Here is a 24033-nt window from a genome sequence, read left to right on the forward strand (position 1 = left end):
ATGAATTTATAGAAGAGGTGTATGTATGAAATACAACAATCCGGTAATCAAAGGCTTCTACCCTGACCCCAGCGTATGCAAAGTGGACGGCATCTATTATATGGTCTGCAGCTCCTTTCAGTATTTCCCTGGAGTGCCCATCTTCGAGAGCACGGACCTGCTTAACTGGAAGCAAATCGGCCATTGCCTGACCCGCGGGAGCCAGATCCAGCTGGGTACGGTGAGCAGCTCGGGCGGCGTGTTCGCCCCTACCATCCGCCACAATAACGGCCGTTTCTACATGGTGACTACCAATGACACGACCCACCAGAACTTCTATATCTGGACGGACGATATTTACGGCGAATGGTCGGAACCGGTCTATGTCGATCAGGGCGGAATCGATCCGGATTTGTATTTCGAAGACGGCAAGACTTTATTTATGAGCAACGGGTTGGACGATAACGGCACTCCAGGTGTGATTCAGTGTGAAATTAACATTGAAACGGGCAGCAAGCTATCGCCAAGCCAGTCTATCTGGCAGGGAACGGGGGGACGTTATCTGGAAAGCCCTCATCTCTATAAAATCAACGGGTATTACTACCTGCTCGCAGCCGAAGGCGGAACCGAATACGGACATATGGCGACTTATGCGCGGGGGACTTCCCCTTCCGGCCCGTTCGAAGCCTATGCGGAGAATCCTGTCCTGACCAACCGCAATCTGGGCGGTTACGAGCTGCAGGGTGTCGGGCACAGCGATCTGATCCAGGATGACGCAGGGAACTGGTGGCTCTTGCATCTGGGATTCAGGCAAACCGGACGCTGGCTCACTTACCACCATCTGGGCCGGGAAGTGTTCCTGACTCCGGTGACCTTCGGCGAAGACGGCTGGTTTACAGCCGGGCATAACGGAACGGTTCTCCTGAGCTTCGAGACTGACCGCATTCCGGACACAGTGGTTCAGCAGGAGAAGAAGAGCTATACTTTTGAGAATACCGACTGGAATCTGGACTGGGCTTATCTCCGCCATCCGGCTACAGAGAATTATCTACTGGGACAAGACAAGCTGACGTTACAAGGCACAGAAGTAACGCTGGATGTTCCGGCATCCCCGACCTTTATAGGCCTCCGCCAACGGGATTTCGACGCGGTGATTTCCTGCAACGTAACGCTCACAGGCGGAGAAGCCGGCTTCACACTCTATATGGATGAGAATCATCATTATGATCTGGCAATCCGCCAAGACGGGGCGCAGTACCGGGTGATCGAACGCCTCAATATTGGAGATGTGAAATCCATCCAGCATGAAGTCGATCTGGGCAGTGACAATCAGGCCACGCTGTTGATCAAATCCGGTAAGGAGCGCTACAGCTTCTTCATTAGTAGTAAACACGGTGAAATCCCCCTCGGCACGGCCCAGACCAGATACCTCTCTTCCGAGGTGGCCGGAGGATTTACAGGGGTACTCATCGGACTGTACGCTTGCGGGGAAGATGCTTCGGCGGAGTTCACAGAGTTTAAGTGCGAGTACTTGTAACAAGCAGAAGTAGAGCCTGCGGGTATCCGCGCTCTATCTCTGCACCGCTTTGCGTATATCCGGGATATAAAAAAACAGGGAGCCCCGTTACGGGAGCTCCCTTAATGCATTCAGATCAGCGATCCGATAGTTCATCGGATCGCGAATTGCGGCTTCTTTACTTCCTGTCTTCCACAGGAATATCCGGCAAGAGGGGCCGGCCTTCCGGATAAGCACATTGATTCAGCTGGTCGCCAATCCATGCTTTGCCGTCTTCGCCCGTTTCTTTTTTCCAGATCGGTACAATCTGTTTAATCCGGTCTATCACATATTCATTTGCCTCGTAAGCAGCCTTACGGTGCGGCGAAGATACAGCGATCACCACAGCGATATCCATAATTTCAAGCTTTCCTACCCGATGTGTCACAGCAACCCTGGTATCCGGCCAGCGTTCACTGACCTCCTGCCCGATGCGTTCCAATTGCGTGAGCGCCATAAGCGGATACGCTTCATATTCAAGATATAATGTCCGCTTACCCTGCGTGAGCTCCCTTACCGTACCTATGAATAAAGTGACAGCTCCTGCTTCTCTCCGCAGAACTTTATCAGACACCGCCTGCGGCTGAATCGGGTTATCTGTAATTTCGAATAATGAACTGCCCAAGTGATCACTCCCTTTCCTTATCTGCGTGCAGCAAGTCCTTATACTGCTCAGGTGTATCAATATCTGCAGTGAAATCCTCATGTATACCCGCACCAGCAAGATCGTCCTTGTCTACCCCTAACCAGTGCATCGAATCTAATAATCCGGATAGCCGGTACTGCCGTGTATCCATTCGTTCAATAATATCTGCCAGGATCCGGTGCGGCCGGTATACCCCATGGAGCATCTGATGTCTGCCATTCATCAGGGGAAGAACAGCCTCATAGTTCCCTTCCATGAGCCGTATAAGCATCCACGAAGCGGCGGGAGCGGAAATCTTAGGGATATCACAGCCCACAACCCAGGCATATTCCGTCTCCACCCCGGCAAAAGCAGCATGAAACCCGCTCATCGGTCCATGCCCCGCACAGATATCCGGAAGATACCGGATACCTCCTTGGGGAGGGTAATCCATGTACGGAGAAGCATCGTTCGTAACAACAATTATTTTAGAGCAGACGGTTCGCATTTCCTTCAGCTGTCTATCCACGAAACGCTCCCCTTGATAGGTCAGGAGCGCTTTATTCTGGCCCTTCATCCGGGAATTTTGTCCGCCTGCCAGTATGATTCCAGTCAGCAAATCAAGCACCTCCCGTAAGTATTCCGGCTCCATTGGATTAGAGAAGTGACAAAGCCAGAGAAAGAACTTCTTCATCAATAAGCGCTTGATCCTGCAGAGGCAGTACAGGGATAGTATTCGGGCTGACCGGAGAGGCTGCACGGTGCTCAACCGCGTTTTCCTCCCAGCTCAGCCATAGGCATATATTCGCAGTCTGGTTTCGCAGCAGAATCATCTCGTCTGCATTGCGGATCAATGCGATTTTGGGATAATCCGCAGACTTGAAGCCTTCTGCAACCAGCAGATCAACCTTACCGTACATAGATGCTGCGATGTCTTCCAATGAGGTTTCGGACCTCCGCATGATTCTTGTAGCCTCTGACGAGGTCAGTACAGCTTCAACTGCACCATGCAGCAGATGCTTGCTGCTGTCTGTGCCCGGATCATCCAATTCAAAGTAGTGAGCATCATGTTTGGCCGACCCGACACGCAGCCCACGGGCGGATAAGGCGCGGATTATGCGGCAGGCCAGGGTTGTTTTTCCGCTATTCTTATAACCGACAATTTGCAGTACAGGAACCTGTCCCCGTACTGCTGCATGATGAGATTCCATAGTCACGTTGCAGCCTCTCCTTCGTCATAATAACGTTCAGTGATAACCCAATAACCCTGGGGAGCAGCGCATATCATGTGCTTCAAATCACCCGCGTCCCCCATCAAAAAAAGTATAGTTAAGGAGTCTGGCATCCTCACATGCCATGATAGTTCAGGGTAGGAGGTCATGTTTAGTATGAAGAAATATATTCCTAACCAGCACGGCGCCTGGGCGATGCTCGTTCTGCCCTTTCTGTTCGGGGTAGCCGCATCCCGGGGGCAGCTTATACATATCCCGCTGTTTGTCTGCTGGCTGCTGATCTATTTGTTCAGTTTTCCTTTGCTGCAGGGGGTGAAGACAAGGAAATTCAAGCGTTATGCCCAGCCCTTGAAGCTGTATGGCATTCTGCTGCTCCCTTTGATCATCTATCTGGTGGCGGCTGAGCCTGTGCTGTTATGGTTTGTTCTGCCGCTCGTGCCTTTGTTCGCTGTGAATCTCTATTATGCCAGAACCAAAAATGAACGTGCCCTGCTCAATGACATCTCGGCCATAGTGGCCTTCTGCCTGATCATCTATCCGGTCTTCTATGTTGGCCAGGGCGGGAGCTGGCAGACTGCGACCGAGCTGTTCGTGCTGGCCGTGCTGTACTTCACAGGAACCGCATTATATGTCAAAACCGTCATCCGTGAACGGAACAATATCCGCTTCTATTACGGCTCGGTGCTCTATCATCTGCTGGTTGCAGCAGCCGGACTCTTCCTGTTTCCGTCTCTGCTGGTTCCGCTGCTAATCCTGCTCCTGCGGGCGGCCATCCTGCCTAAGACGGGCATCACTGCCAAACGTACCGGAATCATCGAGATCGGCTTCTCCGTTATGTTATATGTGTCTGTGCTTGTGCTCTACTTCTAGTGTATACAATAACCCCAAAAGTATAAAATCAGGAAGCTGTTCTGCCGGTCATCACGGTAGAGGAGCTTCCTGATTGCTGCATCATGCTATTCCACGATCATATCCTGATTGCTCGATCCCGGCGGCACAATGGGATATACATTGCTCTCCTCGGTGATATCGAATTCCATCACGACAAGCCCCTCCGTATGCAGCGCTAGCCGGATAATCTGCTCCGCTTCAGCAAGCGTGCGTGCCCGGAACCCGTGGGCGCCGAAGGACTCCGCCAAGGCGACAAAATCCGGCGAGCTGATCCGCACCGAAGAATACCGCCGGCCCAGAAACAGCTGCTGCCACTGTCTTACCATCCCCAGATACCCATTCTTAAAGATCGCAACCTTGACGTTCAGCCCATGATCTACAGCCGTCATAATCTCCTGCATATTCATCTGAAAGCTTCCGTCGCCTGTAATACAAACCACATGGCGGTCAGGAAAAGCAACAGCGGCGCCGATTGCAGCAGGCAAGCCGTACCCCATGGTGCCCAGTCCGCCGGAGGTCAGGAACGACCGTGCTTCCGAGAACTGGTAATGCGTAGCCGTCCATATCTGATGCTGGCCGACATCTGTGGCTATAATCGCATCGCCCGCTGTAGCCTTTTGAATGCATCCGATAACTTCCTGGGGAGTCATCCTGGCATCCTGGCTCTTGCTTGATTTCACCGGACGCTTCAGCCAGGCCATGATCTGCTGATCCCAGGCAGAATGCTCCGCTTCCTGTACTTGTCCCCGTAATCCGCTAAGGAAATCTGCACACGAACCGGTGACCGCAAGATCTATGGGAATGTTCTTGTTCAGCTCGGAGGTATCCAGATCCACTTGAATTTTATAGGAACCCGGCGAGAACGCCTTCCGGTTGCCCGTTACCCGGTCACTGAACCGCACACCGAGACATAGCACAACGTCAGCACCCTGGAGTGCACGGTTGGCAGCTACTGTCCCATGCATCCCGACCATGCCCAGATGCTGGGAGTGTCCGGACGGGAAAGCTCCGAGGCCCATCAGCGTGCTGGCTACAGGAAGTCCCAGCTGCTCGGCGAATTCCTTCAGGAGTGCCGGGGTCTCCCCTTGAATGCAGCCTCCGCCAATAAGCACAAGCGGCCGCTGCGCACGGTTCAGCCGCTCTGCCGCCAGCTGAATATCCGCCGGGTCTATGAAATAATCGGTCTGGTACCCCCGGATAGCTGGCGGTGAGGACTGGCCGGAGGAGTCACCTGCTGCAGTGAATTCCGCATTCATGACATTCTTCGGCAGATCGATCAGAACCGGACCGGGCCGTCCTGTTGTGGCCACATGGAACGCCTCATGTATAATTCTTGGAAGCTCCTTGATCTCCCTTACGATATAATTGTGTTTCGTAACCGGCATCGTCATCCCGTAAATATCCACTTCCTGAAAGCTGTCCAGACCAATAAGCTCGGTGGATACCTGGCCGGTAAGGACAATTAACGGAACCGAATCCATGAAGGCGGTAGCAATTCCGGTGACGGCATTGGTTGCTCCAGGACCGCTGGTAACAAGGGCTACCCCCGGGCGTCCCGTCGCTCTTGCGTATCCGTCCGCAGCATGGACCGCAGCCTGCTCGTGTCTGACCAGCACATGCTGAATCCGGTCACAATCATAGAGCGCGTCGTATATAGGCAATACGGCACCGCCGGGGTAGCCGAACAGGGTCTCAATCTTTTTCTCGATCAGCATCTCAATCAGCAGCTGTGCTCCGTTCATAAGTTCAGTTCGTCTCCCGTCATATACAATGTAGTTTCAGGCTGCATTCCTGCCCGCTCAACCGCTGAATAATGCGTTCTGTGCTTAACCTCCAATGTAGGACATGCTGATCTTGGTTCTGTTCCCCGCGGTCTGTTCTGTCCGCTCATCGGAATAGCGGTCAGCGCGCTTCTCCCAGACATCCCTGATGGCAGCCAGCAGACGTTGATCATCCGCACCGCTGCGGAGCATTGCCCTGAGATCAAAGCCCTCCGATGCGAACAGGCAGGTATACAGCTTGCCGTCGGAAGACAGCCGAGCCCGCGTGCAGGAGGAGCAGAAGGATTCGGATACGGAAGTGATAAAGCCGATCTGCGCCTGACTGCCTTTGTAGCCATAACGCTGCGCAACCTCGCCGAAATAATGGTGCTCCAGGGCTTCCAGCACAAAAGCACCTTGGAGGCGCTCCAGAATTTCTTTTTTGGTAACGACCTTCTCATAGCTCCAGCCGTTGTCGTTGCCGGCATCCATGAATTCGATGAAGCGCAGCGTTATATTTCTATCCTTGAAGTAGGCCGCCATCGGCACAATCTCCGATTCGTTCACCCCTCTTTGTACCACCATGTTTACTTTGACCTCAAAGCCGGCTGCTACGGCATTATCAATATGCCTTAAAATCGCTCCAGGCTTGTAACCCCGCCCGTTCATTCTGCCGAACAGCTCAGGCTCCAGAGCATCCAGGCTGACATTCAGCCTGCGGAGTCCCGCAGCATAGAGCGGCAATGCCTGCCCGCCCAGCAGTACCCCGTTCGTCGTCAGCCCCATATCTTCGACACCACGGATAGCGTGGATTCCGGCAACAAGCTCGGGCAGGCTCCGACGCATGAGCGGCTCGCCTCCGGTAAGCCTGATTTTGCTTACGCCAAGGGAGACGAAGAGCTTCGTCAGCCGGAGAATTTCTGCAAAGGTAAGCAGCCCGCTTGCCGGGAGGAAGGCATAATCCTCACCGAACACTTCCTTCGGCATGCAGTAGGAACAGCGGAAATTACACCGGTCCGTTACCGAAATCCGCAAATCATGGATCGGCCGCCGCAGCTGGTCCTGCAATGGATGAGCAGTCATAGGTCTATCTCCCTTCGTGTAAGCTTACAGCACCCATTCGTCCGTACCTTCCTCAACGCCGAGGAGCAGTACATCCACAGGATCCCCTGCAGCATAACCTCTTGTCCCGCCAGGCAGCACAATCAGCGAATTGCCGCGTGCGATGGAAGATACCGCATTCGATTTGTTGAAGCCGGCGGGACGCACCGAGGTCCGGTCATGAACAGCCCGGATAAACCGGGTGAACGGATTGGCCTTCAAGAAATCCTCTGCCAGTACGGCTGTCGTACGCGGCAGATAGACTTTATCTGCCCCCATCATCGTGAGCAGGGCGGGCCTGACAAACAGCTCGAAGCCTGTGAAGCACGCCGACGGATTGCCGGACAATCCGAACAAGCACTTCTCCCCGGCAACCGCGACTGTAGTCACACTGCCCGGACGCATCGCCACCTTGTTGAACAGCACATCGGCCCCGAGGCGCTTGTATATTTCCGGCAAGTAGTCATAGTCGCCGACGGATACGCCGCCTGTGGTGATCAGGCAGTCTGTTTCTGTCATCGCCTGCCGGACCGTCAGCAGGCATTCTTCCAGCTGGTCCGCTGCCGTATCGTACATCCGGTAAGGAATACCCATCCGGGCGAGCTGGGCAGCGATCATCGGCCCGTTGCTGTTGCGGATTCTACCGGGTACGAGCGGAGCCGTCACCTCCAGCAGTTCGCTTCCCGTTGACAATATGCCTACAACCGGCCGCTTGCCGACCCGTACCTCCCCATACCCGAAGGTAGCCAGCAGCGCCACAGTTCCGGGATGAATGAAGCTGCCTGCCGGAACGATCCTTTCGCCTGACCGCATATCTTCACCCTGCAGGGACAGATTCTCCTGCGGCGCAAAGGCTTTGCGGATGGTAAACGTCCGGCCCGCATCCGAGGCCTGTTCGAACATGACTACCGCATCGGCACCCGCCGGCAGCGCGGCTCCCGTCATCAGACGGACGGCTTCGAATGCCCCAAGCGTAACCTGAGATATCTCCCCTGCGCCGATATGATCTACAACCGTGAAGCTGATCCGGCTGTTGCCGGAAGCACCGGCTGAATCTGCCGAAGCAATTGCATACCCGTCATAGGGGGACCGCGTAAAATGCGGAACATCATGGGTTGCCGTCAGCGGCTCTGCCAGGATGCGTCCATAGCTTGCGGCAAGCGGGACTCTTTCTGTACCTGTGCGGCACACTCTTTCGGTTACCCGGAATACAGCCTCCGCCACGGTAACCGGATTTCTGGTCTTTTCCACCTTCATCTGCTCCTAACTTGATGCCGGACCCAGCAGAACCGGCTATGCCGTCCTGTATGGAAAGGGATTGGCTGCTGCGGTGCAACGCCACTTCATCCGGTTATTTCTGCGTAATATCGCTGAATGTGCCTACATACCGGACATCCTCGCCGGTGTCATCCTTCACAGCGCTGATGTTGAGCCACTGCAGATACTCTTCCCCGTTCTTGCGCCTGTTCCAGATCTCCCCCTGCCACATTCCCTTGTCCCTGACCTCCCCCCACATGACGCGGTAGAATTCTTTGGATTGACGGCCTGACTTGAGAATGCTGGGCTGTCTGCCGAGAACCTCGTCTTCCGTATAGCCGGTGAGCTTCGTGAAGGCCGGATTGACGGTCTTAATCAAACCGGAAACATCGGTAACCAGAATCCCCTGTCCGGTAGAATTGAACACTTCAGAGGTAAGCGCAAGCCGGTCCTGGAAATAGAGCCACACGACCAGCACCAGACTGGCCAGCGCCACCTGGGAGAGCAGCATGAACCCGATGGAATATTGCCCGGTCGCCGAATATATCACAGACAGCATGATCGGAGGGAAAAAGCCGCCCAGGCCGCCCATCATCGATACAATTCCGTTCGCGACACCCGCCTGCTTATTGAAGTATAGCGGGACTAATTTGAAAATGACTCCGTTACCGATTCCTGCACTGAACGCAATCGCAAGGCATCCGGCTGTATATAATCCCATGTCTGGCATAAAGGCCAGGATAATAGCTGCAATTGTATAGATACTGAAGGTGCCGGTGAGCAGGAACAACGGCTGGAACTTGTCGGCAAGCCAGCCGCCTACCGGACGGAAGAAGGTCGCAACGGCAATGAAGCCGGCTGTACGCATCCCGGCATCCACCTTTTCCAGACCGAAATTCGATACCAGAAAGTTAGGCAGATAAATCGTGAAGGCCACAAAGGAGCCAAAGGTAATGAAATAGAACAAGGAGAACAGCCAGAGCTTCTCATTTTTGGATACGCCTTTGATTTGTTCAATGATCGGTGTTTTGAGCTTAGGCTCATGACGGTCCCCGAAGAAGAAATTCAAGGCGATAAACACCAGCAGCAGAATCAGATACATTTTCACCGCAGGGGCCCAGCCTATCTGTGCCGCCACCATCGGAGCCGAGAAGGTTGTGACCGCCGTCCCGATATTCCCGATTCCGTAGATCCCGTTGATCAGACCATGCTTATCTTTGGGAAAATACTTCGGCAGAGAGGTCACCCCCACCGAGAATACGGCCCCGCCGATTCCAAGGAACAGGCCTCCGATAATCAAGTGAGTAACCGTGGACGCTTCACTGATGAAGAAGACGGGAAACAACAGCAGGATAAAGCTGGACATAAAAATAACGCGTGCTCCCAGAATGTTCGCATAATAGCCCAAAGGAATTCTTAGAATCGAGCCAAGCACTACCGGAATCGCTGTGACCATCGCAAGTCTTCCCGGAGGGATGCTGATGTCCTCGGAAATAAAGGGCATCAGGGAAGAGATGATCACCCACACCATGAATCCGGTAATCAAGTTTAAGGTTTGTAGCGGCAATTGCACTTTTTTAATCATTCGACTCACCTTTTCGCCGTTTATTCTCTTGATTATTCGTATGAATACTTCCTGTACTCATTGTATCCGCCGGTCCCCCGGCTCAGATATAGGGGAGTCCCCTTTCCCTGACAGGGGAAACCCTAAAAAAATAACCCCGCACAGCGGGGCATTGCTCCAGAGCTTATTCACTCCTGCCGCCTCCCCCCGATTTATCCGGATTTCTTGTTGTCTAATTTCCTGTGCACAAAAAAAGCCGCCCCCCATAGGAGCAGCCTGTTCAGAATCACATAATTATTCATTCTTAAATGTGCATTCTCAAGTAATAAGCGTATTCAGCTGTTGGCTTAACCGCTCTTTGTCCTTCGCGCTCAGCTGATGCTCAGCCATCGGAAAGATAACCGTCTCTTCTTTGACAAAGTGTACCGTCAGCACCTCAAAGGCTTCCCCTGCATCCTTCACCGCAGCACGAATATCCTCAAGCGTCATCAGATCAGCATTGCCCTCTGTGTGATGCAGGAAATGTCCTATATACCCGTCAATCTCGCGGTGCTCCTCCTGGATGCCGACCAGCGGCCCTTGTTCAAAACCGATGTAACGGCCCAGCAGCGGAAAAAAATGTGTTTCTTCCTTCACGGTATGCTTCTTCAGCGGGCCCGTAAACTCCAGAACCGCCTTACGCAGCTTATGAAGCTGAGCTCTGGCTTCTTCCGGAGCGGGCTGCGCCCCCTCAAACCAAAGTACGATATCATGCCATTCTTCCATCAGAAAAGATAAATAGCGGTGTTCATTCTCAAGAATGCGCATGGCGGGCACCGTAAACTTGAGCCCTGCATGTTCCGGCATCAAGGCTTACCTCCATTCGCCGGTCAGAAATCCAGCATTTTTTTCCTCAAAGCATACTCGACCAGCTCCGGCCGGCTTTTAAGGTTTAATTTCTCCATAATTTTCGCTTTGTGGGCTTCCACAGTTTTCACCGAAATGAACAGCTTCTCGGCAATTTCCTTGTTCCCGTATCCTTTGGCAATGAGCGGCAGGATCTCCAGCTCCCGCTTGGATAACAGCTCGAACAGATCCTCTGTACCGCCGGTTTTGTCCTGCTTGATGAACTCACGGACCAGCGAGGTTGCCATCTTGGGATGAATATAGGTCCCGCCTTCATAAATGGTCCGGATGGCCAGCAGCAGCTCCTCGTCCGGCGCACTCTTGAGCACATAACCGGAGGCCCCGTTCTTCAGCACATGGAAGAGGTATTCATCATCGTCATGCATCGTCAGAATCAGGATTTTGGTATCGGGGTAGTCCTCTTTAATCTTGCCGGTAGCGGTCAGCCCGCTCTCTCCCGGAGGCATGCTTAAATCCATAATCAGAATGTCCGGCCGGAATTTGGCTACCATGGTGTAAGCTTCCCTGCCGTCTGCCGCCGCCCCGATCACTTCAATGTCATTCTGAAAATTGAGAATCATGGAGAATCCGCTGCGTACGATCGCATGGTCGTCTGCAATGACGATCTTCATCAGAAGCTCATTCCTTTCCTCGCGCAAATCATACAGGTACCTGTAAAATAATTGTCGTACCCCTGCCTGTCTCTGAATCTACGCTGAAGGTGCCGCCCACCAGCTCCGCCCGCTCCTGCATGCCAAACAGGCCAAGTCCGGTTCCATCCGGCTCGTCACCCTGATTAAAGCCGGTTCCCTTATCCTCTACCCGAAGCAGCAGCACACCGTCGTTTTCGGTAAGGGAAACTTTAACACTGTCAACCTGCGCATACTTCAGGGCGTTCAGCACCGCTTCCTGGCACACACGGTACATGACGGTTTCAATCTCACTCCCATACCGTTTCTCGGAGAGCCGGGACTCATAATCAATCACCAGGCCATAGGTTTGCTCCACCCGCTTGAAGTGCGACCGGAATGCGGCCTCCAGGCCGAAATCATCCAGAGCAGCCGGCCTAAGCTCTACCGAAAGGTTGCGGATATCATTCAGAAGCCTGGTCATGGAGACCTCGGTCTGCTTCATCTTCTTCAGCAGCTGCTCATCCGCTGTCATATATTTCAGCACACGCAGATCAATCACGGCACTCATCAGCTCCTGGGCTACGCTGTCATGCAGCTCCCGGGAGATCCGCTTGCGTTCATTCTCCTGCGCCTCAATGATATGCTTCATCATTTTGTTCTGGTAGAACTTCTCTTGCGTCTTGAACTGTCTGGTCAGATCCCTAAGCATAAATACTCTGATACCCTTCTCGTCATCTATGGTGTGAAAGGTGGCGGCATAAGGGACAACCCCCTTATCCTTCGTCTCCAGATAGACCTGGTATGAGGTGAACTCCTCGGAGTCCGGTGTATGAAAATAACAATTGAGGCAGGTACGGAGCTCCGTCTCACTCGTGTATCCCCGGCAGGTCCCGCAAAGCGCCTCAGGATTCCCCTGATACAGCTGCTTCAGAATATCCTTGTCCACGATGTTCTCGGCAGCCGGATTCATGGCCAGGGCTTTCCCTTGCCGGTCAAAAAAGAACATCGCCTCCGAGCTGTTCTCAAACAGCTTCGTCATGAGCAGACTCTGCAGATCCGTTCCGGGTGTCATCAACTTAGCAACAATTCCTTTCCGTTCAAGTCTCCAATCCCCCTACGCGCTGCCCTGTCCAGGTCCCCCAGCATGTCAGGGGTTACCTGCCGTTCGCCCCTGAAACCGCCAAGAAGCACGCCTGCGACACGGGCATCATTCCACACCGGCACAGCCCCGATGCTGCTCAGATTCTCCATCTTGGTAATGGGATAGTTAAACAAGGTGTCCGGCTGCACATCTGTCTGCACGGACGGGATTAAGAACGGTTTGCCTGTCTTGAACACGATGCCTGCAATCCCCCTGCCGGATTGAAGTATAATTCGTTTGTAACGGTCATTTGTATGGCCTGAGGCGTATTTCCACCGGATGACATAGTCATATTCCGCCGGTTCGGCAAAGGCCAGCGACATAAAGTCATATCCCAAAGCTGTGCGCATCCGGTCAAGCTCAATTTGGTAATCCACCTTATTGTTCATCGTTTCTCTCCTCATTTGAACAGGGAAAGAAATTCACCCGGCTCTTTCCGTTAATTCGATTTATTTCTTCTGTATAGGATATAACTTCTGCCTACATAATTCAACGGAACACTCCATACATGGACGAGCCGGGTGAACGGCCAAAAGGCAAAGATCGCAAACCCTGACAGAATGTGAAGCTTGAAGGAAAACGGCACATCAGCCATCAGCGACGGGTCCGGACGGAACATGAATAAACCGCGGAACCAGACAGAAATCGTATCACGGTAATCAAACTCAGGCTGTACGGCATTCGTTACAATCGTGGAGTACATCCCCATGAACACGATGAACAGGAGGAGGGAGTTGACAATCAGGTCCGATGCGCTGCTGAGCCGGCGGACATTCTTCAGCGTAAAGCGCCGCGAGGTCAGTATCAGCATCCCGAGCAGGGTAGCTGCGCCGAAGATTCCCCCGATATATACCGCGCCGATGTGGTAGAGATGATCACTCACGCCGACGGCCTCCAGCCATGATTTCGGGACAGCGAGCCCGCCGATATGACCTAGAATAACCGGCATAATACCCAGATGGAACAGAATGCTGCCGAATTTCAGCTGTTTCTTTTCAATAAATTCACTCGATTTGGCTGTCCAGTTGAATTGGTCCTTACGGTAACGGAAGATATGCCCGCCGATAAAGACCACCAGACACATATAGGGGAAAATGACCCATAAAAACTGACCTGCCATATTCATTGACTCAGGGCCTCCTGTTCAACACAAGCTTTGAAGGTTTCGCGCAATCCCTTAACCAGGTGGTAATAGGGACTTTCATTCCGCTCCAGCGCCTTGAGCAAATGGTAGGTGCCATCCTCAAGAATCGCCATCAGCATCCGGAAATTCTCCGGCGCTCCCGGAACCTCCAGCCACTGGGCGGCATATATAAATTCACACATCAGCGGTAAATAATCAGGCAGCTCACTCTCCGGCATGACAAGGCCGAACATTTCATACAGAAGCTTCAGCTTGGCGAGCATCTGCCCCCGTTCCTTGGCGTCCTCGAATTTGAAATAGGTCATATACAGCGCGCAGTCCTTCTGAAAATCAAAGGTGGCCGCATAGCTCTCCTGGATCTCATCCAGGCTGAAGCTCTGCATTTGCTTCCAATAGGCATGCACGTGGGCATAACCCGGATGAGTGCTGTCAAACGCCTCTTCCAGAAAAGCCGGATGAAAGTCCAGCTTCTCCGGATACATCAGCTGCAGGGCGAAATAACCGAAGGATTCCTTGTAATCATGCAGTTTGATCAGATCAATCACGCCAAATCCCCCCGTAGAAATTCTCTTCATACATTTCCTTGCCGGTCTTCATGGTGTCGCCGGAAGGGCTGGCCGGTCCGCAGCCGTCACAGCCGGAGCCGGAGCCCATGTCCCCCATCCCGCTGCCGTAACCGGCCGAACCCTGGGCACGGTAAGGATTCATGTGCTGCTCCTTGTGGGAGGTCGGGATGACGAACCGGTCCTCATATTTAGCAATCGCAAGCAGCCGGTACATTTCCTCTGTCTGCTGTGCGGTCATGCCGACACGGTCCAGACGGGTAAGATCGAATTCCCGGCCGGTGGACTGGGCGCGCATATAGGAGCGCATCATCGCCATCCGCTGCAGGGCTTCTTTGACCGTCTCCGTGTCGCCGGCCGTCAGCATGTTCGCCAGATACTGGATCGGCGTGCGCATCTCTTCGATGGCCGGGAAGATCATATCGGGATTCTTCAGCGAATCCTTGCCTTCGAAATAATTCATAATCGGGCTAAGCGGCGGTACATACCACACCATAGGCAGTGTGCGGTATTCCGGGTGAAGCGGGAAGGCCAGCTTGTGCTCAATCGCCAGCTTATAGACCGGCGAGTTCTGGGCGGCTTCCAGCCAGTCCTCGGAGATGCCGTCTTTTCTCGCCTGCGCCATAATCTCCGGATCATGCGGGTTCAAGAACAGATCACATTGCGCCTTGTATAAATCCTTCTCGTCCGGCGTGGATGCCGCCTCAAGAACCTTGTCGGCGTCATACAGCAGCACCCCGAGATAGCGGATCCGGCCTGTACAGGTCTCGGAGCATACTGTAGGCAGCCCGGCTTCCACGCGCGGGAAGCAGAAGGTGCACTTCTCTGCTTTGTTGGTCTGCCAGTTGAAATATACTTTTTTGTACGGACAGCCGGTCATGCAGTATCTCCAGCCGCGGCAGGCTTCCTGATCCACGAGGACAATGCCGTCCTCATCCCGCTTGTACATCGCACCGGAAGGACAGGAGGCGACACAGCTTGGATTCAGGCAGTGCTCACAGAGGCGCGGCAGATAGATCATGAACGATTTCTCGAAGTTGAACTTGATTTCTTCTTCGATCTTCTGGATATTCGGGTCCAGCGGGCCGGTTACATGGGCTCCCGCCAGATCATCCTCCCAGTTCGGTCCCCATTCCAGATCCATCTTCTCACCGGTTACAGCGGAATGGGCCCGCGCCACCGGGGAATGCTTTTGTTCTCCAGCATTCGTCAGATGCTCGTAGTTGTACGTCCACGGCTCATAATAATCCTTCATCTCCGGCATGTCGGGGTTGTAGAAGATTTTGCCGAGCGCGATCTTCGACAGCTTATTGCCGGATTTCAGCTCCAGCTTCCCCTTGCGCAGCTGCCAGCCGCCCTTGTAGAGCTCCTGGTCCTCCCAGCGTTTCGGATAACCGATACCGGGCTTCGTTTCCACGTTATTGAACCACATATATTCCGCACCCTTGCGGTTCGTCCAGGTCGTCTTGCAGGTCACGCTGCAGGTGTGGCAGCCGATGCATTTATCCAGATTCATTACCATTGCGACTTGCGCTTTAATTTTCAAGCCAGTTGACCTCCTTCATTTTGCGGACGGCTACGTAGACATCACGCTGGTTGCCGATCGGACCATAGTAGTTGAAGCCGTAGCTGAGCTGTGCATATCCGCCGACCATCTGGGTAGGCTTCAGATGAATCCGGGTAGGCGCATTGTGGCTTCCTCCGCGCGTATCCGTAATTTCAGAACCCGGCACCTGAATGTGCTTGTCCTGGGCATGGTACATGAACATGGTGCCTCTCGGCATCCGGTGGCTGACTACCGCACGTGCCGTTACGACACCGTTGCGGTTATAGACCTCGAGCCAGTCATTATCGGCAATCTGATGGGCCGCGGCATCCTCATTATTGATCCACACCGTTGGACCGCCCCGGAACAACGTCAGCATATGCTGGTTATCCTGATAGGTCGAGTGGATATTCCATTTCCCGTGCGGTGTCAGATATCTCAGAACCAGGGCATCCTGCCCGCCCTTCACTTCTTTGTCGCGCGGCCCGAACACCATCGGAGGCAGCGTCGGCTTGTAGACCGGCAGCGCTTCGCCGAACTGCTGGAAGATTTCATGGTCAATGTAGAAATGCTGTCTTCCCGTCAGGGTCCGGAACGGAACGAGACGTTCAATATTCGTGGTGAACGGGGAATAGCGCCGTCCCTGCTTGTTCGAGCCGCTGAATACCGGGGTCGGAATAACTTCGCGCGGCTGTGCGGTAATGCTCTGGAACGTAATTTTCTCGGCTGCCCGGTCTGCCGAGATATCCCTCAGCTCTACACCTGAATCCTTCTCCGCTGCAGCATAAGCCTTCTGGGATACGCGGCCGTTGGTGGCTGAAGACAGATGAAGAATGGTATCTGCGGCCTGACGGGCGGTTAGCAGCTTCGGCAGTCCGTTCTTAATCGATTCATCGTAATGCACGCCGCTGATCTTCTTGAGCTCCTCGTATTCTTCAGCAACAGAGAAGCTGATGCCATGCGCGCCTGCTTTGCCGGTTGCCAGATTCGGTCCGAGTGAGGTGTATTTGTCATGAATCTGGGTGTAATCCCGCTCCACAATCGTGAAGTTCGGCATGGTCTGGCCCGGGATGGCCGGGATTTCGCCCTTGGCCCAGTCTTTGACCAGACCCATCGGCTGCGAAATCTCGCTGATGGAGTCATGGCCCAGCGGTGACATCACAACATCCTTATAGACGCCGGGCAGCTGCGACTTCGCCATCTCGGAGAATACCTCTGACAATTGGCGGTAGATATCCCAGTCGGAACGGGATTCCCATAGCGGATTCACGGCCGGATTGAACGGATGCACAAACGGATGCATGTCGGTGGACGACAAATCGGTCTTCTCATACCAGGTTGCAGCCGGCAGGACAACATCCGCATACAGCGGCGTAGTCGTCATCCGGAAATCCAGAGCCACCATCAGATCAAGCTTGCCTTCCACATCCTCCCGCCAGACGATCTCCTCCGGCTTCTGTTCCTCGTTCGGCTCGGCCAGCAGCCCGTCGGAGGCTCCGAGCAGATGCTTCATGAAGTATTCCTGCCCCTTGGCGGAGCTGGAGATCAGGTTCGAGCGCCAGATGAACAGGGAGCGGGGGAAGTTCTCCGGTGCGCCGGGATCTTCCACGGCAAACCGTGTTTTCCGCGAGGTGATCTCTTCCACGGTGTGGCTGATAATCTCCGCATTCGTCTTCTTGCCCTGCTGCGCAGCCTCCTCGGCGAACAGCAGGCTGTTCTTGTTAAATTGCGGGAAGGAAGGCAGCCAGCCGAGACGTGCAGCCAGCACGTTGTAGTCCGCCGGATGCTGGTAAGCTACCTCCCCGCCCGTCGGTGATTTCAGCGAATCGGTGCCGCTCTCCTCATAACGCCACTGCTCTGTGGCAAAGTAGAAGAAGGATGTCGCGTTCTGCTGGCGTGCCGGACCCTGCCAGTCCTTGGCAAAGGCAACCGTTGACCAGCCTTCAATCGGGCGGCATTTCTCCTGGCCGACATAATGCGCCCAGCCGCCGCCGTTGACACCCTGGGAAGCGGTCAGCACCACCAGATTCAGAATGGAACGGTAGATGGTATCACTGTTGAACCAGTGGTTGATCCCTGCGCCCATGATGATCATGGAGCGCCCGCCCGTATCCAGCGAATTCTGGGCGAATTCGCGGGCGATCTGCACGACGACACTCGCCTTCACCGTCGTAATCTTCTCTTGCCAGGCCGGGGTGTACGGTGAGGATTCATCCTCATACCCCTTGGCGTTCAGCGGGCTGTCTGTACGCGCCACGCCGTACTGGCTCATCATCAGATCATAGACTGTGGCGGCATAACGTTCTGTGCCGTCGGCGAGCCGTATTGTCCGGGCCGGAATCATCCGTCTGAACGTGCCGTTGCCCGCATTATCGAAGAACGGGAACACGATTTCCGTCCACTCTTCCCCATGACCCTCAATGGTCAGGGCCGGCTCGACCCTGCTGCCGTCCTCCCGCTCAAGAATCAGGTTCCATTTCTTGCCCTCCTCCCAGCGCTGCCCCATCGTACCGTTCGGAACCATCATCTCACCCGCTGCTTCGTCGAAGATGACCGGCTTCCAGTCCGAGTGCGGGGAGGTATCTCCTAGATCACTCGCCCGCAGGAAGCGTCCGCCCTTCAGGGCATCCTCATGAGGGTCAAGCAGAATCAGGAACGGCATATCTGTATATTGCTTCGCATAATTCAGGAACATCGGCTCCTGGCGTTCCTGATAGAACTCCTGCAGGATGACATGCGTCATGGCCTGGGCAAGCGCCGCATCCGAGCCTGGATTCGGAGCCAGCCAGTTGTCGGCGAATTTGACGTTCTCGGCGAGATCCGGCGCGACCGACACGACTTTGGTTCCCTTATAGCGTACTTCCGTCATAAAGTGTGCATCCGGCGTCCGGGTTAACGGTACATTAGAGCCCCACATCATCAGGTAACCGGCGTTGTACCAATCCGAAGATTCCGGCACATCCGTCTGCTCCCCCCAGATCTGCGGCGAAGCCGGAGGAAGATCGGCATACCAGTCATAGAAGCTCAGCATTTGGCCGCCGAGGAGGGAGATGAACCGCGCCCCCGAGGCGTAGCTGACCATCGACATAGCCGGAATCGGGGTGAAGCCGGCGATCCGGTCGGGGCCGTATTTACGGATTGTATAGATCAGCTGTGCGGAGATCAGCCGCAGCGCGTCGTCCCAGGCCACACGGATGTGGCCGCCTTTCCCGCGCGCTTTCTTGTACAGGCTTGCCTTCTCAGGGTCTTCAACAATGCTGGCCCAGGCGTCGACATAATTGTCATGCTCCTGCAGCGCCGTCTGCCACAGCCGCCACAGCTTCCCTCGGATATACGGGTATTTCACGCGCAGCGGGCTGTATTCGTACCAGGAGAAGGTAGCTCCGCGGGGACAGCCGCGCGGCTCAAATTCCGGCATATCCGGTCCGCAGGAAGGATAGTCAATCTGCTGGTTCTCCCAGGTGATGATTCCGTTCTTCACGAACACCTTCCAGCTGCAGGAGCCTGTACAGTTGACTCCGTGAGTGGTGCGCACTACTTTATCGTGAGACCAGCGCTGGCGGTACATATTCTCCCAATCTCTGTTTTTCTCTTCAAGAATGGACCAGTTCCCGGAATAGCTCTCCACCGGTTTAAAAAAGTTAAGGCCGAATTTCTTCTTCATCGCTCAGGAACACTCCCTTCAAAATCTATTCAGTTAAGTCCATTATGGATCTCCCCGGCCCTGCTTCCCATTAGGGAAACACCTATTGAACCTCGGGAATTCCCTTGATCTGAATCCAATGCAAATAAGCCTTTCCCGCTGAGGAGAAAAGCTGTGTTCTGGCCGTTTATTGTATCCGGCAGCGGCCTGTTAGGGACTTCCCTCTTTCTTGTCCGGGGAATGCCTTAGCGGGAATTACACTACAAATCTGTGTGTTATACTGACACAAAAACGGGAGGATGAAGCAACATGCCAGGACCCTCACTGCGCCAATTGCACGCCCATCACGCTATACATCAGGGCGGGCTATCCGGCGCTGTAGCCAAGACGGAGGAAGTAGAGGAACTGCTGGAAGCGAAGGAATTCGAAGTGGCGCACCAGGCCGCTGAGCATTTAATCGAGTACTGGGAGACGCGGATTATCAGCCACGCCGATGCGGAGGAAGACGGATTCTATCAGGAGATGGCCGGGAAGCATCCCGGCCTGCAAGACGCAGTTCTCCGGCTTGCACGTGATCATGACTTACTGCGGATTATAGTTCAGGATGTCAAAGCAATGCTGGCGGAACAAGGCCTCACTCCTGAGGTGGTTCACCAGTTCCACGCACTGCTGGTAGTGAACGCGGTTCATAGCCGGGATGAGGAACGTCTTCTGTTCGGGGAGTAGCACGGCTGCTGCTCTCCTGCAGAATGGCACGCAGATCATCTCTATTCATCAACAGGTCCTCAAGCGTATACTCGCCCAGTACCTGCAGATAAGCTTGCAGGGCTCTGCCCAGCACGCCTTTGAGTCCGCACACCGGGGAGATCGGACAACTGCCGCCTGAAGGATGGAAGCATTCGACGAGATAGAAATCATCCTCCATCCGGCGCACGACCTCCCCGATATTGATCTTCTCCGGCGCAAGCGCAAGCCTAATCCCTCCCCCGCGCCCTCTGACCGTTTCAATATAGCCCGCCTTACCGAGTTCATGCGAGACCTTCATCAGATGATTCTTGGAGATGCCATATGCGCTGGAGATATCCTGTATAGTTGTCAGCTCTTCCCGCTGCTTCGCTCCGAGATACATGAGGATTCGCAAGGAATAGTCGGTATATAACGTCAGCCTCATCTCTTCTCTCCATTCTGTTTACAAATGCAATGCAGTCAACGGATTTCTGCTTGTCTAGCGGACATACAGCCAACAAGCGAAGAAGGAGAACACAAATCCGGCCTTATGTAAGTGATATTATTAACAGATGATATCATATTTTTTGTCCATTTTGTTAAAGTGGTATTTTAAATATATCTTTTATCTTAAAAAGCGTATATATTAATTTTGTAGTATATGGAGAGGGGATGATTGATATTTTATCACAACAAACTCGTGACATTGTCAAATCCACAGCGCCAGTCCTGGCGGAACACGGCACCACTATTACAACGGTGTTTTACCGGAATCTGTTCGAAGCCCACCCGGAACTGCTGAATGTATTTAACCATGCCAACCAGGCGCAAGGCCGTCAGCAGGCGGCACTGGCCAATGCGGTCTACGCAGCGGCAGTCCACATAGATAATCTTGAGAATATTCTGCCGGCGGTAGTCCAGATTGCACACAAGCATGTCAGCCTCGGCATCAAGCCGGAGCATTATCCGATTGTCGGGGAATTCCTGCTGAAGGCGATCAAGGAAGTGTTGGGCGAGGCAGCTACGGATGAGATTCTTACAGCCTGGGAAGAAGCATACGGAGTTATTGCAGGCGCTTTTATCGGCGTCGAAGACAGCATGTACAAGGAAGCGCGCGAACAGGATAATGGCTGGAACTTCTTCAAGCCTTTTACCGTTGAACGTAAAGTTCAGGAAAGCGGCAGTATTACATCGTTCTATCTGAAGCCGGCGGACGGCTTAGGCGTACCGGATTACAAGCCGGGCCAGTACATCTCTATCCGTGTGCTGATTCCTGGAGAGCAATACACCATGATCCGCCAATACAGCCTGTCGCAGGCTCCCCGGGCAGATGGATTCCGTATTTCCGTGAAACGTGAAGAGACGAATGATCCGAATGGTGTGGTTTCCGTCTATCTCCATAACCAGGTGAATGAAGGAGACATTGTTGAAGTCAGCGCTCCGGCAGGCGAATTTCTGCTCGATGTTACCAAAACCACACCTGTTGCCTTCATCTCCGGCGGCGTAGGCATTACCCCCATGATGAGCATGTTCGAGACCGTTGCGGCCGTAACACCGGACCGAAAGACCGTATTCCTGCATTCTGCACGGAATGAATCGCTCGCCGCTTTCGTTAAGGATATTGAGAAACATGCTGCAGCCATGAGCAATGTACAGACCAGAACCTTCTACTCCGGCGGCCCGGACGGCATCATTACAGGCGAGATTCTGAAGAGTTATGTGGACATTACCGGCGATGCGTATGTTTGCGGCCCTGTTCCTTTCATGGAAGCGATGATCGGAGAGCTGCGGGCACTCGGAATGAAGGAAGAGCAGATTCATTATGAGTTCTTCGGACCGGCCCTTCAATTGAACAGCAAATAGATTGCGGGTCTAAGTACGCAGCCCATGAACCCGGTATACCAAAAAGGCACACGAACCCCTTCCAAATCATTAACGATTCGGGGAGGTTCGTGTGCTTTTTATCGGGAAAGAAGCCATTTATATAGTACCTGCGCATGATTGTGTATAGGGTCCTTCGCGGCATATACCAGTGTAACGTCCTGCCCCAGCGCTAATTCTGCGATCTCCGCAGCAAGTCTCCCGCGCGCCGGATCTTCCTCCAGCTCCCGGATATAGCTGTCACTGAATGCTGCAAACCGCTCTGGAATATGGCCGAACCATTGGCGCAGCCCGGGGCTCGGAGCAAGCTCCTTCATCCACTCGTCTATGGCAGCCTGCTGTTTCGTAATTCCCCTGGGCCATAGCCTGTCCACCAGTATCCGGTACCCGTCCTCCGGAGCCGCCGGCTCATAAACGCGCTTCAGATATATAGAGTAAGGAAGGTCAGTTGACTTCCGGCAGGAACGCTCTAACATCTAGTCTCCCTCCTGTTATTCATACTGGAACAGACCGTTGTTTATTACACTCAATATACCATGGAGCAAATTGCCCTGCCAGTGACAGGCTGCCCGTAAGAATGCGTTACCGTACCAGTCAGGGCTGCCCATACGCTGCAGCTATTCCGCCTCAAGAATGAACCGGTTCCACTTCTGCTGCCAGGCGATGTCGTTCCAGAATGGATGATGCGGTGCACAGTTGGAGCATAACGTCATTCCCCAGAAGCCCAGCGCCATACCTTTGTGCAGCGAATACTCGGCAATGAATTTGCCGACCGGTCCTTCCTCGAAGCCTGCATGCAGCGGGGTATAACCGACATAACCTTCACCGATAACGACCGGTATGCCGGAATGCGTGGCCCACTCATGGGCTTCCTCCAGACGCATATCCGCTTTTTGCAGCATTGCCAGCTTATGGGCACCGTAACGGTCATATAAATAGAGGTCCCACCGGTCCGGATCGGCCCAATCATGCAGGTAGATGAGCTTCATCCCGACCGGATTGCCCTCCATCCGCCATTCCTGCCCTGCCGGCAGTGTCCACTTCTCAAAGGGTGGAGCATCCTCTCTTAATAAAGTCCGGACAAAGGCATTCGGAAATGACATTTGTTCATCATTTAATCCGGCTGCATCCATGAGTTCATTTAATACGCCTTTAATATAGAGATGATAATGGGCGACCTGCATATTGCGGGCCACATAAGCCTTCGGATAGGCTTCATTCAGCGTATAGCTGGCCGTCATCAGGATGTCGGGATGCTGCGCCCGGAGATAATCCACCGCTTCTTCTATGTATGGCTGCATCGCTTCCACCAGCTTAGGCGTATCCGTCTCTCCGATCCCCCGCTCCACGCCGACAGCGGTAAGCTGTCCGAATTCCACCTCGTTATGCAGCTCGGCATAGACGATCTGACTGGCGAAGCCTTCTTCTTTAACCAACAAGATGAGCTGATCCATGGATCTGGCGATTGCCATAAAGCGATCCTTAGGAGCGATAGCGGCCAGTTCGTCGCGCAGCGCGGGATACGCCAGGAAGCTCGGACTCTGCTGGTATTCCCAGGAAGACAGCATGATGTAGACGCCATGTGCCTTGGCCTGCCTGAACAGCTCCAGCAGGTGGGCGTGCCCGTCCAGCTCGGCACCGCCGCGGCAATTATACCAGCGGGTCCGCTGCCCGACTTCTCCGAGGCTGCCGAAATGTAACGGGCCCGGCCGTTTACCTTCCGCCGTGAACAATAAGAACGGCATCGCACAGATCCGGACCGTATTGTAGCCTCTATCCACTGCTTCCTGGAAGCGTGCGGCCAAATCGTGGTAAGGCTCGCCGGGCAGGGTCATCGTATACCAGGAGAAATCCCACATCGTAATGGTTAGTTTGCGCGGCAAATGTTCAAATACAGAATCCATAGTT

At 53.9% G+C, this 24033-nt stretch carries 22 protein-coding genes; 4 read left to right on the plus strand and 18 right to left on the minus strand.

The features are described 5' to 3' along the window. Positions 1-25 precede the first annotated feature (25 nt). Entirely contained in the window at positions 26-1516 is a 1491-nt protein-coding gene (locus MKZ24_RS30005) for a glycoside hydrolase family 43 protein (protein WP_340789460.1), read from the plus strand. A gap of 157 nt (positions 1517-1673) precedes the next feature. On the opposite strand, the gene MKZ24_RS30010 is transcribed toward MKZ24_RS30005, so the two are convergent. From MKZ24_RS30010 to mobB, 3 genes are read right to left on the minus strand one after another with little or no spacing between them, the layout of a single operon-like run. Then, entirely contained in the window at positions 1674-2159 is a 486-nt protein-coding gene (locus tag MKZ24_RS30010) for a molybdenum cofactor biosynthesis protein MoaE (RefSeq protein WP_042233696.1), read from the minus strand. A 4-nt stretch (positions 2160-2163) separates the two neighbouring features. Beyond that, a complete protein-coding gene (gene mobA, locus MKZ24_RS30015) occupies positions 2164-2778 on the minus strand; it encodes a molybdenum cofactor guanylyltransferase (protein ID WP_340789461.1) in 615 nt (204 codons plus the stop codon). A 37-nt stretch (positions 2779-2815) separates the two neighbouring features. Next, positions 2816-3370 carry a molybdopterin-guanine dinucleotide biosynthesis protein B gene (mobB, locus tag MKZ24_RS30020; RefSeq protein ID WP_340790244.1) on the minus strand — a complete coding sequence of 185 codons (555 nt, stop codon included), beginning with the start codon at positions 3368-3370 and terminating at the stop codon, positions 2816-2818. Positions 3371-3547: 177 nt separating this feature from the next. Between mobB and MKZ24_RS30025 the strand changes: the two genes are divergently transcribed. After that, complete coding sequence (locus MKZ24_RS30025) at positions 3548-4261, plus strand: YwiC-like family protein (protein WP_039309846.1); 714 nt, start codon at positions 3548-3550, stop codon at positions 4259-4261. A gap of 86 nt (positions 4262-4347) precedes the next feature. Here the strand turns inward: MKZ24_RS30025 and ilvB are convergent, their stop codons facing one another. The 12 genes from ilvB to MKZ24_RS30085 form a co-directional block, all read right to left on the minus strand. After that, the gene (ilvB, locus tag MKZ24_RS30030; protein ID WP_340789464.1) at positions 4348-6024 is read right to left on the minus strand and encodes a biosynthetic-type acetolactate synthase large subunit; all 1677 of its coding nucleotides are present in this window, start codon (positions 6022-6024) and stop codon (positions 4348-4350) included. 84 nt (positions 6025-6108) lie between these two features. Continuing rightward, the gene (moaA, locus tag MKZ24_RS30035) at positions 6109-7125 is read right to left on the minus strand and encodes a GTP 3',8-cyclase MoaA (protein WP_340789466.1); all 1017 of its coding nucleotides are present in this window, start codon (positions 7123-7125) and stop codon (positions 6109-6111) included. A 24-nt stretch (positions 7126-7149) separates the two neighbouring features. Then, positions 7150-8394 carry a molybdopterin molybdotransferase MoeA gene (locus tag MKZ24_RS30040; protein WP_445324180.1) on the minus strand — a complete coding sequence of 415 codons (1245 nt, stop codon included), beginning with the start codon at positions 8392-8394 and terminating at the stop codon, positions 7150-7152. A gap of 100 nt (positions 8395-8494) precedes the next feature. After that, complete coding sequence (locus MKZ24_RS30045) at positions 8495-9985, minus strand: MFS transporter (protein WP_340789469.1); 1491 nt, start codon at positions 9983-9985, stop codon at positions 8495-8497. Positions 9986-10282: 297 nt separating this feature from the next. Then, positions 10283-10810, minus strand: a complete 528-nt coding sequence (locus MKZ24_RS30050; protein WP_042233684.1) for a hemerythrin domain-containing protein — start codon at positions 10808-10810, stop codon at positions 10283-10285. 23 nt (positions 10811-10833) lie between these two features. Continuing rightward, the gene (locus MKZ24_RS30055; RefSeq protein ID WP_042241832.1) at positions 10834-11481 is read right to left on the minus strand and encodes a response regulator transcription factor; all 648 of its coding nucleotides are present in this window, start codon (positions 11479-11481) and stop codon (positions 10834-10836) included. 28 nt (positions 11482-11509) lie between these two features. Then, on the minus strand, positions 11510-12553 hold the full coding sequence (locus tag MKZ24_RS30060) for a PAS domain-containing sensor histidine kinase (RefSeq protein ID WP_042233683.1): 1044 nt from the start codon (positions 12551-12553) through the stop codon (positions 11510-11512). Next, positions 12553-13011: a GAF domain-containing protein gene (locus tag MKZ24_RS30065; protein WP_042233682.1), complete on the minus strand. Its 459-nt coding sequence runs from the start codon at positions 13009-13011 to the stop codon at positions 12553-12555. Before MKZ24_RS30065 ends, MKZ24_RS30060 begins: the two co-directional genes overlap by 1 nt. Before the next feature lie 50 nt (positions 13012-13061). After that, on the minus strand, positions 13062-13748 hold the full coding sequence (gene narI, locus MKZ24_RS30070) for a respiratory nitrate reductase subunit gamma (RefSeq protein ID WP_042233681.1): 687 nt from the start codon (positions 13746-13748) through the stop codon (positions 13062-13064). Beyond that, positions 13745-14311: a nitrate reductase molybdenum cofactor assembly chaperone gene (gene narJ / locus MKZ24_RS30075; RefSeq protein WP_042233679.1), complete on the minus strand. Its 567-nt coding sequence runs from the start codon at positions 14309-14311 to the stop codon at positions 13745-13747. Before narJ ends, narI begins: the two co-directional genes overlap by 4 nt. Then, positions 14304-15875 carry a nitrate reductase subunit beta gene (gene narH, locus MKZ24_RS30080; protein ID WP_042233677.1) on the minus strand — a complete coding sequence of 524 codons (1572 nt, stop codon included), beginning with the start codon at positions 15873-15875 and terminating at the stop codon, positions 14304-14306. Before narH ends, narJ begins: the two co-directional genes overlap by 8 nt. Further along, positions 15865-19539: a nitrate reductase subunit alpha gene (locus MKZ24_RS30085; RefSeq protein WP_340789476.1), complete on the minus strand. Its 3675-nt coding sequence runs from the start codon at positions 19537-19539 to the stop codon at positions 15865-15867. Before MKZ24_RS30085 ends, narH begins: the two co-directional genes overlap by 11 nt. A 288-nt stretch (positions 19540-19827) precedes the next feature. On the opposite strand from MKZ24_RS30085, the gene MKZ24_RS30090 reads away from it, so the two are divergent. After that, positions 19828-20244 carry a hemerythrin domain-containing protein gene (locus MKZ24_RS30090; protein ID WP_042233672.1) on the plus strand — a complete coding sequence of 139 codons (417 nt, stop codon included), beginning with the start codon at positions 19828-19830 and terminating at the stop codon, positions 20242-20244. Here the strand turns inward: MKZ24_RS30090 and MKZ24_RS30095 are convergent. Next, on the minus strand, positions 20153-20689 hold the full coding sequence (locus tag MKZ24_RS30095) for an RrF2 family transcriptional regulator (RefSeq protein WP_042233669.1): 537 nt from the start codon (positions 20687-20689) through the stop codon (positions 20153-20155). The genes MKZ24_RS30090 and MKZ24_RS30095 overlap by 92 nt on opposite strands. Before the next feature lie 236 nt (positions 20690-20925). On the opposite strand from MKZ24_RS30095, the gene hmpA reads away from it, so the two are divergent. Further along, on the plus strand, positions 20926-22107 hold the full coding sequence (gene hmpA, locus MKZ24_RS30100; RefSeq protein WP_042241829.1) for an NO-inducible flavohemoprotein: 1182 nt from the start codon (positions 20926-20928) through the stop codon (positions 22105-22107). A gap of 98 nt (positions 22108-22205) precedes the next feature. On the opposite strand, the gene MKZ24_RS30105 is transcribed toward hmpA, so the two are convergent. Both MKZ24_RS30105 and MKZ24_RS30110 read right to left on the minus strand, forming a co-directional pair. Then, the gene (locus MKZ24_RS30105; protein WP_042233667.1) at positions 22206-22601 is read right to left on the minus strand and encodes a DUF488 domain-containing protein; all 396 of its coding nucleotides are present in this window, start codon (positions 22599-22601) and stop codon (positions 22206-22208) included. A gap of 141 nt (positions 22602-22742) precedes the next feature. Next, on the minus strand, positions 22743-24029 hold the full coding sequence (locus MKZ24_RS30110; protein ID WP_042233665.1) for a cellulase-like family protein: 1287 nt from the start codon (positions 24027-24029) through the stop codon (positions 22743-22745). Between the last annotated feature and the right edge of the window lie 4 nt (positions 24030-24033).

Source organism: Paenibacillus sp. FSL R7-0297 (assembly GCF_038009025.1).
GTDB lineage: Bacteria > Bacillota > Bacilli > Paenibacillales > Paenibacillaceae > Paenibacillus_AQ.